Genomic DNA, 14,753 nt, shown 5'->3' on the forward strand with positions numbered 1-14,753 from the left:
CGAAACAAAGTATATAAAACAAATATATACTTTGTTTTTTTATACAAAAATATGTTTACTTTATTAAAATAATATTGTCCTAGATTCAGTATACACTTATAATTTTATATATATTCTGAATATTCTTTATAAAGAAGGAGGGGGAATGTTGGAAGCTTTCGTGAATTGGTTAAATAATATTGTTTGGAGTCCAGCACTTGTTTATTTATGTTTAGGAGTAGGTTTATATTTTTCCATTCGAACGAGGTTTTTACAAGTAAGGCATGTAGGAGAAATGGTGAAGCTGACATTTCAAGGTGAAAAATCAGAGGCTGGTGTTTCTTCATTTCAAGCGTTAGCACTTTCGTTATCAGGACGCGTTGGGACGGGGAATATAGCTGGGGTAGCAACAGCGGTTGCCTTCGGTGGACCAGGAGCTGTATTTTGGATGTGGGCAGTGGCCTTTTTAGGAGCAGGATCAGCTTATATAGAATCTACATTAGCGCAAATATATAAGACGAAACATCAAGGACAGTTTCGTGGTGGACCTGCTTATTACATTGAAAAAGGTTTAGGTGTGAAATGGTATGCATTAGTATTCGTTGCAGCGACAATTCTTGCAACGGGGCTTTTACTGCCAGGTGTGCAGGCAAATAGTATTGCTGTAAGTTTAGAAACAGCTTTTGGAATTAACACTACCGTATCAGGGGTTTTATTAGTTGTTGTACTAGCTATTATCATCTTCGGTGGAGTAAAGCGAATTGTTAACGTTGCACAAGTTGTCGTACCGTTTATGGCAGTTGGTTATATTTTAGTAGCTTGCGTTATTGTTGCTATGAATATTGAAAAGTTGCCAGAAGCATTTATGCTAATTATAAGAAGTGCTTTTGCATTAGAAGCGGCTTTCGGTGGTATTATCGGTTTAGCAATTTCTTGGGGAGTAAAACGAGGTATTTATTCCAATGAAGCAGGGCAAGGAACTGGACCACATGCAGCAGCAGCAGCTGAAGTATCACATCCAGCTAAGCAAGGTTTAGTGCAAGCATTTTCCGTTTACATTGATACATTATTTGTTTGTTCAGCAACAGCATTTATGATGATTATTACAGGCATGTATAACGTATTTGATGCAAGCGGAAAAAACTTTATCGTTAATAAATTAAATGGCGCTCAGCCAGGACCAGGATATACACAGGCGGCGGTAGAATCTGTTTTTCCTGGATTTGGAAACATTTTCGTTGCAATCTCGTTATTATTCTTCGCGTTTACAACAATTATGGCGTATTACTACATTGCAGAAACGAATATCGCGTACTTAAATCGTGATAAAGACCGTCCTTGGTTGTCTATTGTACTAAAATTTGTTTTTTTAGGAGCTGTATTCTACGGCTGTATTAAAACAGCAGCAACGGCGTGGGCTTTAGGTGATATCGGTGTAGGAATTATGGCATGGGTAAATATCATTGCGATTTTATTATTACAAAAACCTGCATTAGTCGCATTAAAGGATTATGAAAAACAGAAAAAAGAAGGAAAAGATCCAGTATTCGATCCGCAGCCATTAGGAATTAAAAATGCTGATTTTTGGGAGCATGAATACGGGAAAGATAAGAAAGAAGAAGTATCTTAATAGAATAGAAATGAAGAAGCAAAGGGGAAACCCTTTGCTTTTTTTATGGACAAATTGAAGCTGAAAGTTATTTTTGGGACTATTTTTGAATATAAAAAGAATGTACATGCGTTGTTAGGGGAAGGGGGAGTATGTTGATAGAATTTCGTAATGTAAATAAATATTATGGTAATTTTCAAGTTTTGAAAAATATTAATGTGCAAGTGAAAAAAGGAGAAGTGGTAGTAGTTGTCGGGCCTTCAGGATCAGGAAAAAGTACATTGCTTCGATGTATAAATCAATTAGAGGCAATTACAGATGGAGGATTAATTGTACAAAATACAGAGGTACACAATAAAAAGACGGACATGAATGAATTGCGGCGAAATATTGGGATGGTCTTTCAACATTTTTATTTATACCCACATAAAACAGTTCTGCAAAATATTACACTAGCACCGATTAAAGTAAATAAAGTTTCCAAAGAAGAAGCAGAGAAAACAGCAATGTTTTATTTAGAGAAAGTAGGAATCCCGGAGAAGGCTAATGTATATCCACATCAATTATCCGGAGGACAACAGCAAAGAGTAGCAATTGCTAGAGGACTTGCGATGCAGCCGGAAATTATGCTGTTCGATGAGCCTACGTCTGCTCTTGATCCGGAGATGATCGGGGAAGTACTTGATGTTATGAAAACGCTAGCTAAAGAAGGGATGACAATGGTCGTTGTCACGCATGAAATGGGATTTGCGCGAGAAGTAGCAGATCGGATTTTATTTATGGATGATGGTCAAATTATTGAAGATACGACACCGGCGCAATTTTTTGCAAATCCTGAACAAGAAAGAGCTCGTTTATTTTTAAGTCGGGTGCTAAATCATTAGAGGAGGAATTCCATGCTTAAAATGAAAAAGTTATTTACTTTAATCGTATTTTCATGTTTATTCGTGCTTGTTGTTGCTGGATGCGGAAGTAAGAAAGATGAGGCAAAGGAAACAAATACGAAGCAAGGCGGGGCTGTTGAGCAAATTAAGAAACGAGGAAAATTAGTAGTCGGGGTGAAGAATGATACGAATTTATTTGGATTAAAAAATCCTTCAACAGGGCAAGTAGAAGGATTCGATGTTGATGTTGCGAAGGCACTTGCGAAAAAAATTCTTGGAGATGAAAAGAAGCTAGAGCTGAAAGAAGTAACGTCTAAAACACGTATTCCAATGCTGAAAAATGGTGATATTGATGCAATTATTGCGACAATGACAATTACGGAAGAGCGCAAAAAAGAAGTGGATTTCTCAGATGTATATTTTAAAGCCGGACAATCGTTACTTGTGAAAAAAGGAAGCAATATTAAGAGCATCGATGATATAAAACAAGGCGTTAAAGTATTAGCTGTAAAAGGATCAACATCTACAAATAACATTCGTCAAAAGTCACCAGAAGCGACTGTATTAGAATTTGAAAATTATAGTGAGGCATTTACAGCGTTAAAGGCAGGTAAAGGTGATGTGTTAACGACAGATAATGCAATCCTTTACGGAATGGCAAAACAAGATTCTAATTATGAAGTAGTAGGAAAAATTTTTACAGATGAACCGTACGGAATTGCAGTGCAAAAAGGTGCAGACGATTTAACGAAAGAGATTAATAACTTACTAAAAGATATGAAGGCGAGCGGGGAATACGATAAATTGTATGAAAAATGGATCGGTCAAAAACAAGAGAAGTAAAGTGAAACTTTATTTTTCTTGATAAATAGTAAAAGTGAGAGGATGAGAGTGCTCATCCTCTTCTTGTAAAGAAAGAGGGGAGAATATGTGCCTGATTTTTCTATATTAACGAATAACATTGATATGTATTTAGAAGGATTTAAATATACAGTTATGTCTAGTGTAATTGCATTGATAGGCAGTTTTATTTTAGGAGTAATTTTGGCAGTAATGCGCATCGCACCGATTCGTATTTTAAATTGGGTAGGTTCAGCTTTTGTAGAGTTTGTAAGAAATATTCCACTCGTATTAATTGCATTTATATTTTATTTCGCGTTACCTGTAATAGGAATTACTTTAAATGGTTTTGTAGCAGGAACAGTTACGCTTACCGTATATACAGCAGCGTTTATTGCGGAAGTTATTCGCGCTGGTATTCTATCAGTCGAGAAAGGTCAGATGGAAGCAGCACGTTCCTCAGGATTGACTTATACGCAAGCAATGTACCATGTCGTTTTACCTCAAGCTATGAAAATTGTAATTCCCCCTTTAGGAAACCAGTTTCTCAATTTAGTTAAAAACTCCTCAATACTTGGAATTATTGCTGGTGCTGATTTAATGTATCAAGGAGATTTAATTTCAACGAAGACGTTTGTTACGTTTGATGTATATATATTTGTCGGGATGTTTTATTTAATATTAACAATTCCGCTCAGTATGCTAGTGCGTTATTTAGAAAAACGCTTAGCAAAGGAGGCGGTGTAAATGGATTTTAAGGGAGCAATTACAGGGGATCATATTCTATTTTTATTAAAAGGATTACTTATAACGTTAGAGGTAGCGCTCGTAGCAATTGTACTTAGCTTTATTATTGGTAGTGTAATAGGGATATTGCGCTACATGAAAATACCTGTCGTCTCACAAGTATTAGGAATTATCGTTGAAGTAATTCGAAATTTACCACTACTTTTGATTATATTTTTCACGTATTTTGCACTACCAGAAGCAGGCTTGAAATTAGAAATTATAACAGCTGTAATTGTTGCTTTAACAATATTTGAAGCAGCAATGATATCTGAAATTGTTCGAAGTGGTCTATTATCGATTGAAAAAGGACAAATTGAGGCCGCAAGATCTTCAGGATTAACGTATGTGCAAGCGCTTTGGCATATCATTTTACCACAAGCATTAAGAAGAATGGTTCCACCGCTTGTCAGTCAATTTATTTCATTGCTGAAAGATACAGCATTAGCAGTTGTTATATCACTGCCAGAGCTTATGCATAATGCTCAAATTATTAGCGGGCAAAATGTGAATTATATGATTCCAACGTTTATGGTAGTAGCTTGTATGTACTTTATCGTAAATTATAGTTTATCAATTTTATCCAGAAGATTAGAACTTCGTTAACCCTTACAATATATGTAAGGGTTTTTCCTTGTTTCTCCTTATTTTCCTCTAAATAGAATCTAAATCTAGCTATAATTAGATTTTTTATATTATTTTATCAGAAAAGTTTTAATTTTATATAGAAAATGTAATCGCTTTCGTGTATATTTTTATTATCAGAAAATTTTAACAAGATATAGGGGTATTTGTAGGGGGAGGATTTAGATGCAGCAACCAACGAATGAGAAATTACATCGTACGATGAAGAGTAGACATTTATTTATGATCGCACTTGGTGGTGTAATTGGAACTGGTTTTTTCTTAGGTTCGGGTTACACTATTAATCAGGCTGGACCAGGGGGAGCCATCCTTTCATATTTAGTAGGCGGATTTATTATGTATTTAACAATGCTTTGTCTTGGAGAGTTAACGGTAGCAATGCCGGTTTCGGGATCTTTCCAAAAGTATGCAACGAAGTTTATTGGACCAGGAACAGGCTTTATGATTGGTTGGTTATACTGGCTCGGCTGGGCAGTAACAGTGGGTCTAGAATTAACGTCAATAGGTTTAATGATGAAAAGATGGTTTCCAAATGTTGATGTTTGGGTATGGTGCCTTGTATTCGGCGTTATTCTATATGCGTCAAATGCTATCTCAGCGAAAAGCTACGCTGAATTAGAATTTTGGTTTTCTAGTATTAAAGTAATTACAATCCTTGCATTTGTTGTTCTTGGTGGTAGTGCATTATTAGGATTTATATCATATGACGGAAAAGAAGCAGCACCTCTTTTCTCTAACTTTGTAAGCGATGGTGGACTTTTCCCGAATGGACTAGCTGCCGTATTACTTACAATGATTACAGTTAACTTCTCGTTCCAAGGAACAGAGTTAATCGGGATTGCAGCGGGAGAAAGTGAAAATCCAGAAAAAACAATTCCACGTGCGATCCGTAATACAGTATGGCGCATTATGTTATTCTTCATTTTAACAATGACAATTTTAGTAGGATTAATTTCTTGGAAGGAAGCAGGCGTAATTGAAAGTCCATTCGTAGTTGTATTTGATAAAATCGGTATTCCATATGCAGCTGATATTATGAACTTTGTTATTATTACTGCGTTATTATCTGTAGCGAACTCTGGATTATATGCAGCGACACGTATATTATGGTCACTTGCAAATGAAGGAATGGCACCAACTTCTTTCAAGAAAGTAAATAAACGTGGTATTCCAATTACAGCGCTAGTCGTAACGATTGCGGTAGCTGGATTATCCCTATTCACAAGTTTCCTTGCAGAAGATACAGTATACATGTACTTATTATCGATAGCTGGTTTATCGGCTGTTTCAAGTTGGATCATTATTGCTCTATCGCAACTTCGCTTTAGAAGTCAGTATATAAAAGGCGGAGGAAAGTTAGAGGACTTAAAGTATAGAACACCACTATATCCGATTGTTCCAATTTTAGCTTTAATTACAAATAGCATCGTTGTTATTAGTTTAGCGTTTATTCCTGAACAAAGAATGGCGTTATACTGCGGTATTCCATTTATCATTTTCTGCTATATATATTATTATTATATGAGTAAGAAACAGCAGAAACCGATGAAAGTGGAGATGGACAAAACAAATGAAACTAACAATCAAACACGATGATATAAAGGCAGATTTATCGTACGCTCAATTAGCGATTGGAAAAGAAAACGGGTATTCACCGTTACAATTACTCGTTTCTTCTATCGCAGGATGTAGTGCAATTGTCTTTCGAACAATTTTAGAAAAGAAACGTATTACATACGATACGTTTACGATCGAAACTGAAATTGGTAGAAGTGAAGCTTTATCCAAACCAGTTGAAAGTGTTCATTTGCAATATAAAATTAAAGCGGAAAACATTACAGAAGAGCAGTTGGACAAAGCATTGCAGCTTGCAGTGAAAAATTGTACGATTGTTCAATCTGTAAAAGATAGTATAAAGGTTACGGAAACAATTGAACTAATAAAATGAAACATAAAAACGTGAGAGCCGTATTCTCACGTTTTTATGTTTTTAGAAAGAGGGGAAAGTGTAGTGGACTGTTTAGGTTGTAAATTAGCAAACGAAGAGGAAAAAATATATAAAGTATATGAAGATGATTATGTAACTTGCTTTTTAGATCATGCGCCTTTCTACCCAGGACATACTTTAATTGTGCCAAAGCAACATGTTGTAGAAGTAGAAGAATTAGATGACGTTGTAGCAAAATCAATTATGGATGCTTCTAAGATTATTGCAAAAGCGATTAAGTCAGTATATGAACCGGACGGAATTACAATTTGTCAAAATGGTGGAATCTTTAACGAACTTACGCACTATCATGTGCATGTTGTACCGAGATATAAAGAGCGTTCGTTTGCTGAGTTTTATACGGTACAACTGGGAGAAGAGCAGAATCATAACTTAGAAGAGACAAAGAATTTGTTAAAAGAAGCGATAGAGCAAATACTACTTACTGAAAAGGTATAAGAGGGATGTTTTTAATGGAACAGTCAGGGAAATTTTAATATAAAAAAGCCCAATTTCTCAGTTACAATAGAGAAATTGGGCTTTTGTTTATTCTATTATTAAATTTTATCTATAAAAAGATTTTGCAGTGTCACAAAGTACAGTGCTCATTCGTTATATAGAGTGAGAGGAGGAATTATATGAAAGTTACAAACAACGATTATGAAAAGATGGAAGAGCTATATGAGTTGTATGAACAAAAAATTTATTATGTAGCTTATTCTATTTTAAATAATATTCAACAGGCTGAAGATGCGGTTCAAGAGACGTTTATTACTCTTTATAAGAACTTGGAAAAGCTCCATAGCTTGAGCACTGAAGAGCTTAAACGCTATATTTTGAGGATCGCGAAAAACAAGGCGATTGATAGTTACCGGAAAAATAAACGACATGAAACATTTTTAGAAGAATATGAAAGAGAATCAATAGAAGCAGTAGATGAAAATATTGAAGAGTGGGAAAAACGTAAAATGTCTGAGGTTCAAATTGATACATTGCTAAAAGAGTTAAATGAATCTAACAGACAGGTGTTTAAGTACAAAGTCTTCTATAACTTAACGTATCAAGAAATTTCAAGTGTAATGGGGATTACGGAGGCTAATGTCCGCAAGCAGTTTGAACGCGCTCGAAAACGAGTCCAAAATATGATAGGAGGTATACAACATGACGAATTCAAAGAACTCCAAAGAAATATATGAACTTGCTGAAAAAATTGCTTTAGATGATTTTGATAAATCCGAAGAACAACATGAATTTTCACATACATATACGCGCAAAAAGAAACTGTTTATGGAGGAAATGAAGCTGAAGGGCGAGCGACCACAGAAAAAGAGTAAAAGACATCGTATGTTAATCGCTGCTGCCTGCTTATTGATTGGTATGCCGACAACCGTTTTTGGTGCAGTAAAAGTCTATAATATGATTGTTCAAAAACAAAATTATGAAGTAAATGTGTCGGTAACAAATAAGGACACGAAAAAGGCTGATAAGTGGTATAAGCTGAAAATTGATAAATTACCAGAAAATATGGAAGCAATTGATGACTCTGCTATGAAATATTCATTTAAAGATAACGACGCAAATGGAGGCTTTTCATTTAGTCTTTGGAGAGTAGGGGAAAATGCGGACTTTCAAACTTTATATTCAAAAAGCTACGAAGAAAAAGAGATAGGTGGCAAGAAAGCAGTAATTGTTCATAAAGAAACTGGAAACAACAATGTAATGTTTGATAGGAAGGTCTTTCTCTTTTTTGAGAAAGAAGGGATTATGTTAGAAAGTTTTATTGGATCAGATATAAATGAAGAACAAATGATAGATGTCTTAGGGAATATTTCACTTGAGCCCACGTCAAAAGAAAAGGCATCACATATATCAAATTATGATAAAAAGTATTTTAGCCAAGCAGATGAACCTAAAAAATCTAAAGTGATTCCTTTGAAAAAAGATAGCAAACGACTATTTCATATAGGGCAAAAGGTTCCAGTAACGATATCTATGGATAACAGCCAAATTGAATATGTGATAGAAAAAGTTGAAGTTTTTGATTCGATTAAAGATTTTAAACAAGAGAACTTTAATGAACTTGGCCTAGGGATATTAAGCAAGAAGAAGGCTTTAGATCAGACGGGAAAACTGCTATCGTACAGACGGGATGTATATAAATTAGGGAATGGTAAAGATTCAATTGATACATTAGTAGATTCGCAATTAGTTAATGTTAAATTTGTCTACTTGACAACAACAGTGAGAAATATTGGTAAACAGGCGACAGAAGAAATCTATATGCATCCATCCATAAAGCAGCTTAAATTTGAAGGGAATGCATGGAAATACGCTAAAGAAGAGGGAATGGATGCAACGCGTATTATGACGGGAGAAGTTGATTATTTAGAGCCTCACGGAGATGGGAAAAGCTTCTACAATATTGGCAGTATCCGACCAGGAGAAACGGTAAAAGTTAACTTAGGTTACTTTGTAGATGAAGATAAACTAGATTCAATCTTTTTGGATGCTTTCCATTACAGAGGGAATGGAAGTACTGAAAATATGAATGCGTCATATCGTTGGTGGATTGATATTCGTCAACAGTCAAAACAATAGGAACAAATACACAAAAAGCTGCTTATATTTAGCAGCTTTTTTCGTCTTCATACATATGTAAAACTTCTTTCGCACGTATACGTAAACCGTCTATCAATTCTTTCGGTTCTAAAACTTTTGCATCTTTTCCAAGTCTATAAAATAACGGAGTAATAAAGTTAATCTCACCTTTATCAATTGTTGAATTTATATATCCTGTCCCATCCTCGTTTACTATAACGAATTCCTCAAGATAAGGAACGCTTTTACATTGGCGTACGCCTTCTGTTGTCAGTAAAACATGTAACTGAGTAGGACTGTGTACTACGTTAGAGTTAGAGGCAAACCACTCTTCTAAATTCATGAATGTATCCTCATTTTCTTCCGTTGATAATATAGAAAGAATACGATCGATACGATACAGTAATACTTTTTTCCTATCATAGTCATAGGACGGTAAGTACCATAGCCCGTCATGAGCATATACACCGATAGGATGAACATGTTTTGTTTTTATCCCTGATTTAGATTCGTATTGAAAGTGTAAATTTTTATTTTCAATAGCGGCAGTTAACACGTCGTTTAAAAGTGGTGTCTCAATTGTTCTCTTCGGATTCCAAAAGGCGATATAAGAATGTATTTTATCAACTTTCGCTTTCGCATCATGTTGTAGAGAGCTATACAGTTTATGCGTAACAGAATGGATCTCTGTATTAAAAGGCAGGTCTCGGTAGTAGCTTAAAGATTGAAAGGCAAAAAAGATGGAGACCGCTTCTTCTTCCGTAAATAAAATAGGCGGAATTACTCTATTCGTTAATACTTTATATCCTCCGTTGCGACCCTGCTCAGCGTAAATGGGTAATCCCATATCACTTAAATCTAAAATGTATCTATGGACAGTACGAACGGAAATATTAAATTCATCAGCTATTTCTTGAGCTGTAAATGCTTTTTTCGCAGAAGCAAATATAAGAATATCTAATAAGCGTTTAGCTTTTGACAAATGTATCACCTTTTTTCTTTTTAAACATGACATAAATTGTCGTGTTTTATTGTTAGTATATTGTTTACATCATATGTTATCAAGATGAGATACAAGGAGGAAAAGATATGTCACGTGAAATAGTTTTATTTATAGCGGCGAGCTTAGATGGATATATTGCGAAAGAAAATGATGATTTAGAGTGGTTAATGGAAACCGAAGGAGAGGGAGATAACGGTTATACAGAAATGTACGAAACGATTGATACAATAATTATGGGGAAAAGAACGTATGATTATGTAGTAGAGCATATGGAAACATTCCCGTATTTAGATAAAAAATGTTATGTTTTTTCTAACTCACAAAAAGGTTCAAATGAACACGTGGATTTTGTAAATGAAGAGGTAGTGGAGTTTACGAAAAGGTTGAAAGAGCAAGAAGGATCTAAAATATGGATGGTCGGTGGAGGGAGTCTACTGAGAGAGTTCTTTAAGAATAATTTAATTGATGAATATGTTGTTACAATTACACCGCATATATTAGGTTCTGGAGTTCCGTTATTTCAAGACAAGAATCCGGAAATCAATTTAATTTTAACGGATACGAAACGTTTTGGGCAATTTGTAAATTTATATTATAAAGTAAAATGATAAAGTGAAACTTTAATCAGTGGGGGTTTTGTTCATCTCCCACTGATTATTAGTTGAACCAATCGGGCTTTTACGGGCAGTTGATCCCCCACCTAACTTCTTTGCTTCCGCTGAATTTTGATGTAGGGGTCTTACTGCCCGTTAATGCGGGATAAAAAAACACGACTATTGATGATAGTCGTGTTTCTTTATGGATGGTAATGAAACTATAAAGCAAGACCCGTAATCGACTTCGCTCGTTACAGTAATATTTCCGCCGTGTAGTTCTACAATTTCCTTCACGATAGAGAGTCCTAAACCAGTTCCGCCTGTAGATCGTGATCTTGCTTTATCGACACGGTAAAAGCGGTCAAAAATGTGAGGGAGGTCTTCAGGTGGAATACCTTCGCCTTCATCTTCAATTGTAATGGAGATACGTTTATGTTCGTCTGTAATAGAAATGTTTATATGAGAATGTTCTTTTGAATGTCTATAAGCGTTATTTAAAATGTTCACTATCACTTGTTCGAATCGCTGTTCATCTAAGTTTACTAGCAATGTAGGAGAACAAGAGAAAGAAACTTTAATGTATCTTTCTTTATACATGGCGTTTACTTTTTCAGCTATGCGAGTAAGGAAGGTGTGTAAATGCACTTCCTTTACTTGAATAGAAAAGCTATGTTGTTCTATTTGTGCAAGTGAAAATAAATCTTGAACTAAGTTTGTAATGTAATCAGACTCGTCTTTTATAATTGATAAATATCGCAAACGTTGTTCAGGAGGGGTGCTTTCTTTTAAAGCAATGTCAGCATAACCTCGTACGTATGTTAACGGTGTTCGTAATTCGTGAGCAACACTTGCTAGAAATTCACTTCGCTCTGTTTTCATATAATGTAAATCATTTGCGAGCGTTTGAATAGATGATGCTAGTTCACCAATTTCATCATTTCGAGTAGTCGTTAATGAAACGGACAAATCGCCTTTACTCATTTTTTCAGTTGCATGTTTCATGTGTAACAATGGCTTTGTTAATAAACGTGATAATAGGAAAATTGTGATGACTGTGAGTAGAAACGTGATGGCACCAGCAATAATGAATTGTTTCGTTAATCCATTAACCAACTTTTCAATTGATTCTGTTCCAAGAAACATGTACACATAGCCTTCATGTTTTCCATCGACTACAATGGGGCTAACTGTACATATATAATTAGATGTTTTCCAATGATTTTCTATAATCGCTCCATTATGGTCTGTTCGAGTTTGCATTTTACTAATATGATCGTTTATAGTCGTGTTTATTTCGTTAGAGTTAGCTAGTATTTCTTTATTTGTATTTGTAATAACGACAGTTGTTTCAGCTTCAGATTCCATTAGTGCTACGTGAGAGATTGTTTGCTTATCATAATATTTTTCAAGTACATCACGATGACTGTTTCCACGTTTTAATAAAGCAGTCATTTCTTCATTTACTCTAGTGTTTACGAGACTATAATAGAGCAATACAAATAGAACACTTTCAATTAAAAGTGTGACAATTAAAAAATAAAATCCGAATTGAATAGAGATTCGTTTCATCACTTTGCTCCTTAATGTTCGGTATCAATCCATCGATAACCTACTCCATACACGGTTTTTAAATGATGATCAATAGGGAAATTTGCTTTTCGCAATTTATCACGCAAATTACGAATATGTGAATCGACTGTGCGATCTTCTGTATTTGTGTTTAATCCCCAAATTCGTTCAATGAGCTGATCACGGCTTAATACGTAGTTCACATGGCGTAAAAATAATCCGAGTAAAGAAAATTCAATTGGTGTGAGAAGAAGTTCTTCATTATGGACAGAAACGAAGTGCTTTGTTTCATCCCATACAATACCGTGATATTGGATTTGTTTATGTTCATTTGTACGCCTTAAAACGGCTTCAATTCTTGCGAAAAGTTCTTCTTCATGGAAAGGTTTCGTTACGTAATCATCGGCTCCAAGTTTTAATCCTTGAACGACATCTACTGTTTGATCACGAGCGGTAACCATAATAATAGGAACGTTACTAAATGAACGGATTCTTTTGCATGTTTCCCATCCGTCCATCTTTGGCATCATAATATCGAGTAAAACAAATTTAAAGTTTCGATTTTCTATATGTAAAATAGCTTCTTCTCCGGAAGTCGCACATACGCAGTTATATCCAATTGGAGTAAGATAAAGCGTTAATAATTCAAGCATTCTCGGTTCATCGTCTACGAGCAGTATATCAATCATAGAGAGCCCTCCATATTTATAATCGTTACTTAAAGTGTAATGCAAAATCATGAAGAAATGGTGCAGATTATGATGTGTCTGCATAATTTCTTCAGAATTGCTTGTTATTGTGGAGTTGAAATTACATTTTAGGTAATCATATTGGCTCAAAAATGATTAATACGGAGGCGGTATAGTGAAAAAAATGACCCGAATTTTTGGGATAACAATAATTACAGCAGTTGGTCTTGCTGCATGTGGGCAAACGAATACAGACCATAAAAATCATGAATCTACAAAAGAGAAGAAAACAGAGCAAAAGGAAATGAAAATGAATCAGGAAGTAACCGCGCCAAAAGAAATGAACGAAGGGGCATCGAATGATTTATTAACGACAAGTCTAAAAAATGTAACGAGGTTAAATACAAATGACCCCCTAAAAATGGCAGTGTTAACTTCGCAAACGATATGGCCAGCAACCCATAAAGAGAACCAGCCAGGTGCTGTTATTTTAGTACCAGTGAGCGAGTGGCAATTAGGTATTGCGAGTGCAGACCTTATTCATCATCCGAATAACGGACCGATTTTATTTATAGAAAAAGAAAAGATACCAGAAATGACGTTAAAAGAAATAAAACGATTAAATCCAATCGGAACGAGAGATGGAACACAAATTATGGTGATGGGGGATGTAGGTACTAGCGCGCTTGAACAATTAAAAGGTTATAAAGTAAAACAAATAAAAGAAACGAACCCAGCTATATTTGCGAAAGATGTTGATAAGGAGTATGCCGATATAACAGGAAGCTACCCAAATAGTGTTATTATCGGTTCGTCTGAAGAAGAAGGACGTTTATATACAACCCCCGCTGTAAACTGGATTTCTCATATGCCGGAACCACTACTCTATACAGAAAAGAATAAAGTGCCAGAAGCGACAATAGAGGCATTAAAGATGAGAAAAGATAAAGCAAATATATATTTACTAGGACCAGAAAAAATTGTTTCAAAAGAAGTAGAAAAAGAGTTAAGCAAATACGGGAAAGTAACGCGTATTAGCGGTGAGAATCCAACAGAAAATTCTATCGCATTTGCGAAGTTTAAAGATGAAAAAACAAAATTTGGCTGGGGATTCACAAAACCTGGTCACGGTTTATCATTTGTTTCAAGCAAAACACCAGATTTAGCAGTTGCTGGGGCACCTTTTTCACATATGGGTAAACACGCACCTGTTGTCTTGTTAGAAGAAGGGAAAGCTTCACAACCAGTGTATGACTTCCTTGCTACTATTCAGCCGAAGTTTAAAGATGATCCAACACTTGGACCATATAATCATGGCTTCTTATTAGGAAGTACGAGTGATATTTCATTTGAAACACAAGGAATACTAGATGAGAGGTTAGAAATTGTTCAGGAAAGTGGTCAAGGACACGGTGGACATTAATGAAATGAGAAAAGACGCTACTGATATAGCGTCTTTTTTTATTTCCCTCGACAAAATATGACAAAAAAGTTGTAACTGTTTCTGTTATGATAGTTTCGGAAATCTTACATTTTACATAATCGGAGGAAAAGAAATGTATAAAAAA

General features: G+C 35.2%; 15 protein-coding genes. 12 read left to right on the plus strand and 3 right to left on the minus strand.

Features of this window, described 5'->3' with window-relative positions; translation table 11 throughout:
* Positions 1–148 precede the first annotated feature (148 nt).
* The 10 genes from MR167_RS21230 to MR167_RS21275 all read left to right on the plus strand — a co-directional run bounded on the left by MR167_RS21230 (position 149) and on the right by MR167_RS21275 (position 9,328).
* Positions 149–1,609: an alanine/glycine:cation symporter family protein gene (locus tag MR167_RS21230; RefSeq protein WP_242315409.1), complete on the plus strand. Its 1,461-nt coding sequence runs from the start codon at positions 149–151 to the stop codon at positions 1,607–1,609.
* A 134-nt stretch (positions 1,610–1,743) separates the two neighbouring features.
* Positions 1,744–2,472: an amino acid ABC transporter ATP-binding protein gene (locus MR167_RS21235; RefSeq protein WP_002083770.1), complete on the plus strand. Its 729-nt coding sequence runs from the start codon at positions 1,744–1,746 to the stop codon at positions 2,470–2,472.
* Positions 2,473–2,484: 12 nt separating this feature from the next.
* Positions 2,485–3,315: a glutamine ABC transporter substrate-binding protein GlnH gene (glnH, locus tag MR167_RS21240; protein WP_000916489.1), complete on the plus strand. Its 831-nt coding sequence runs from the start codon at positions 2,485–2,487 to the stop codon at positions 3,313–3,315.
* An 87-nt stretch (positions 3,316–3,402) separates the two neighbouring features.
* On the plus strand, positions 3,403–4,059 hold the full coding sequence (locus tag MR167_RS21245) for an amino acid ABC transporter permease (RefSeq protein ID WP_001112685.1): 657 nt from the start codon (positions 3,403–3,405) through the stop codon (positions 4,057–4,059).
* Positions 4,060–4,704, plus strand: coding sequence for an amino acid ABC transporter permease (locus MR167_RS21250; protein ID WP_000345975.1), 645 nt, complete (start codon positions 4,060–4,062; stop codon positions 4,702–4,704). It begins immediately after the preceding gene.
* A gap of 204 nt (positions 4,705–4,908) precedes the next feature.
* Positions 4,909–6,339 carry an amino acid permease gene (locus tag MR167_RS21255; protein ID WP_001187093.1) on the plus strand — a complete coding sequence of 477 codons (1,431 nt, stop codon included), beginning with the start codon at positions 4,909–4,911 and terminating at the stop codon, positions 6,337–6,339.
* Entirely contained in the window at positions 6,314–6,691 is a 378-nt protein-coding gene (locus MR167_RS21260; protein WP_000778854.1) for an OsmC family protein, read from the plus strand. The genes MR167_RS21255 and MR167_RS21260 overlap by 26 nt, the downstream gene beginning before the upstream one ends.
* Positions 6,692–6,727: 36 nt before the next feature.
* Positions 6,728–7,189, plus strand: a complete 462-nt coding sequence (locus MR167_RS21265; RefSeq protein ID WP_103577646.1) for an HIT family protein — start codon at positions 6,728–6,730, stop codon at positions 7,187–7,189.
* A 179-nt stretch (positions 7,190–7,368) separates the two neighbouring features.
* Complete coding sequence (locus MR167_RS21270) at positions 7,369–7,926, plus strand: RNA polymerase sigma factor (RefSeq protein WP_000869275.1); 558 nt, start codon at positions 7,369–7,371, stop codon at positions 7,924–7,926.
* The gene (locus MR167_RS21275) at positions 7,892–9,328 is read left to right on the plus strand and encodes a DUF4367 domain-containing protein (RefSeq protein WP_097845845.1); all 1,437 of its coding nucleotides are present in this window, start codon (positions 7,892–7,894) and stop codon (positions 9,326–9,328) included. The genes MR167_RS21270 and MR167_RS21275 overlap by 35 nt, the downstream gene beginning before the upstream one ends.
* 28 nt (positions 9,329–9,356) lie before the next feature.
* Here the strand turns inward: MR167_RS21275 and MR167_RS21280 are convergent, their stop codons facing one another.
* Positions 9,357–10,343 (minus strand): helix-turn-helix transcriptional regulator, encoded by a 987-nt coding sequence (locus MR167_RS21280; RefSeq protein ID WP_133964067.1) that lies wholly within the window; start codon positions 10,341–10,343, stop codon positions 9,357–9,359.
* Positions 10,344–10,417: 74 nt separating this feature from the next.
* On the opposite strand from MR167_RS21280, the gene MR167_RS21285 reads away from it, so the two are divergent.
* Positions 10,418–10,939: a dihydrofolate reductase family protein gene (locus MR167_RS21285; protein WP_098437278.1), complete on the plus strand. Its 522-nt coding sequence runs from the start codon at positions 10,418–10,420 to the stop codon at positions 10,937–10,939.
* Between the two features lie 165 nt (positions 10,940–11,104).
* On the opposite strand, the gene MR167_RS21290 is transcribed toward MR167_RS21285, so the two are convergent.
* Positions 11,105–12,496 carry a sensor histidine kinase gene (locus MR167_RS21290; RefSeq protein WP_242315410.1) on the minus strand — a complete coding sequence of 464 codons (1,392 nt, stop codon included), beginning with the start codon at positions 12,494–12,496 and terminating at the stop codon, positions 11,105–11,107.
* An 11-nt stretch (positions 12,497–12,507) separates the two neighbouring features.
* A complete protein-coding gene (locus tag MR167_RS21295) occupies positions 12,508–13,185 on the minus strand; it encodes a response regulator transcription factor (protein ID WP_242315411.1) in 678 nt (225 codons plus the stop codon).
* A gap of 175 nt (positions 13,186–13,360) precedes the next feature.
* On the opposite strand from MR167_RS21295, the gene MR167_RS21300 reads away from it, so the two are divergent.
* Entirely contained in the window at positions 13,361–14,608 is a 1,248-nt protein-coding gene (locus MR167_RS21300) for a cell wall-binding repeat-containing protein (RefSeq protein WP_242315412.1), read from the plus strand.
* The last annotated feature ends 145 nt before the right edge of the window (positions 14,609–14,753 follow it).

The sequence above is a fragment of the Bacillus cereus group sp. BfR-BA-01355 genome, assembly GCF_022663675.1.
Lineage (GTDB): Bacteria > Bacillota > Bacilli > Bacillales > Bacillaceae_G > Bacillus_A > Bacillus_A thuringiensis_S.

Excerpts from the sequence above, each read along its gene's own strand:
- MR167_RS21280 (WP_133964067.1), bottom strand. The coding sequence starts at position 10,343 with ATGTCATGTTTAAAAAGAAAAAAGGTGATACATTTGTCAAAAGCTAAA.
- MR167_RS21275 (WP_097845845.1), top strand. The coding sequence starts at position 7,892 with ATGACGAATTCAAAGAACTCCAAAGAAATATATGAACTTGCTGAAAAA.
- glnH (WP_000916489.1), top strand. The coding sequence starts at position 2,485 with ATGCTTAAAATGAAAAAGTTATTTACTTTAATCGTATTTTCATGTTTA.
- MR167_RS21270 (WP_000869275.1), top strand. The coding sequence starts at position 7,369 with ATGAAAGTTACAAACAACGATTATGAAAAGATGGAAGAGCTATATGAG.
- MR167_RS21250 (WP_000345975.1), top strand. The coding sequence starts at position 4,060 with ATGGATTTTAAGGGAGCAATTACAGGGGATCATATTCTATTTTTATTA.
- MR167_RS21255 (WP_001187093.1), top strand. The coding sequence starts at position 4,909 with ATGCAGCAACCAACGAATGAGAAATTACATCGTACGATGAAGAGTAGA.
- MR167_RS21295 (WP_242315411.1), bottom strand. The coding sequence starts at position 13,185 with ATGATTGATATACTGCTCGTAGACGATGAACCGAGAATGCTTGAATTA.
- MR167_RS21265 (WP_103577646.1), top strand. The coding sequence starts at position 6,728 with ATGTTTTTAGAAAGAGGGGAAAGTGTAGTGGACTGTTTAGGTTGTAAA.
- MR167_RS21260 (WP_000778854.1), top strand. The coding sequence starts at position 6,314 with ATGAAACTAACAATCAAACACGATGATATAAAGGCAGATTTATCGTAC.
- MR167_RS21285 (WP_098437278.1), top strand. The coding sequence starts at position 10,418 with ATGTCACGTGAAATAGTTTTATTTATAGCGGCGAGCTTAGATGGATAT.
- MR167_RS21290 (WP_242315410.1), bottom strand. The coding sequence starts at position 12,496 with ATGAAACGAATCTCTATTCAATTCGGATTTTATTTTTTAATTGTCACA.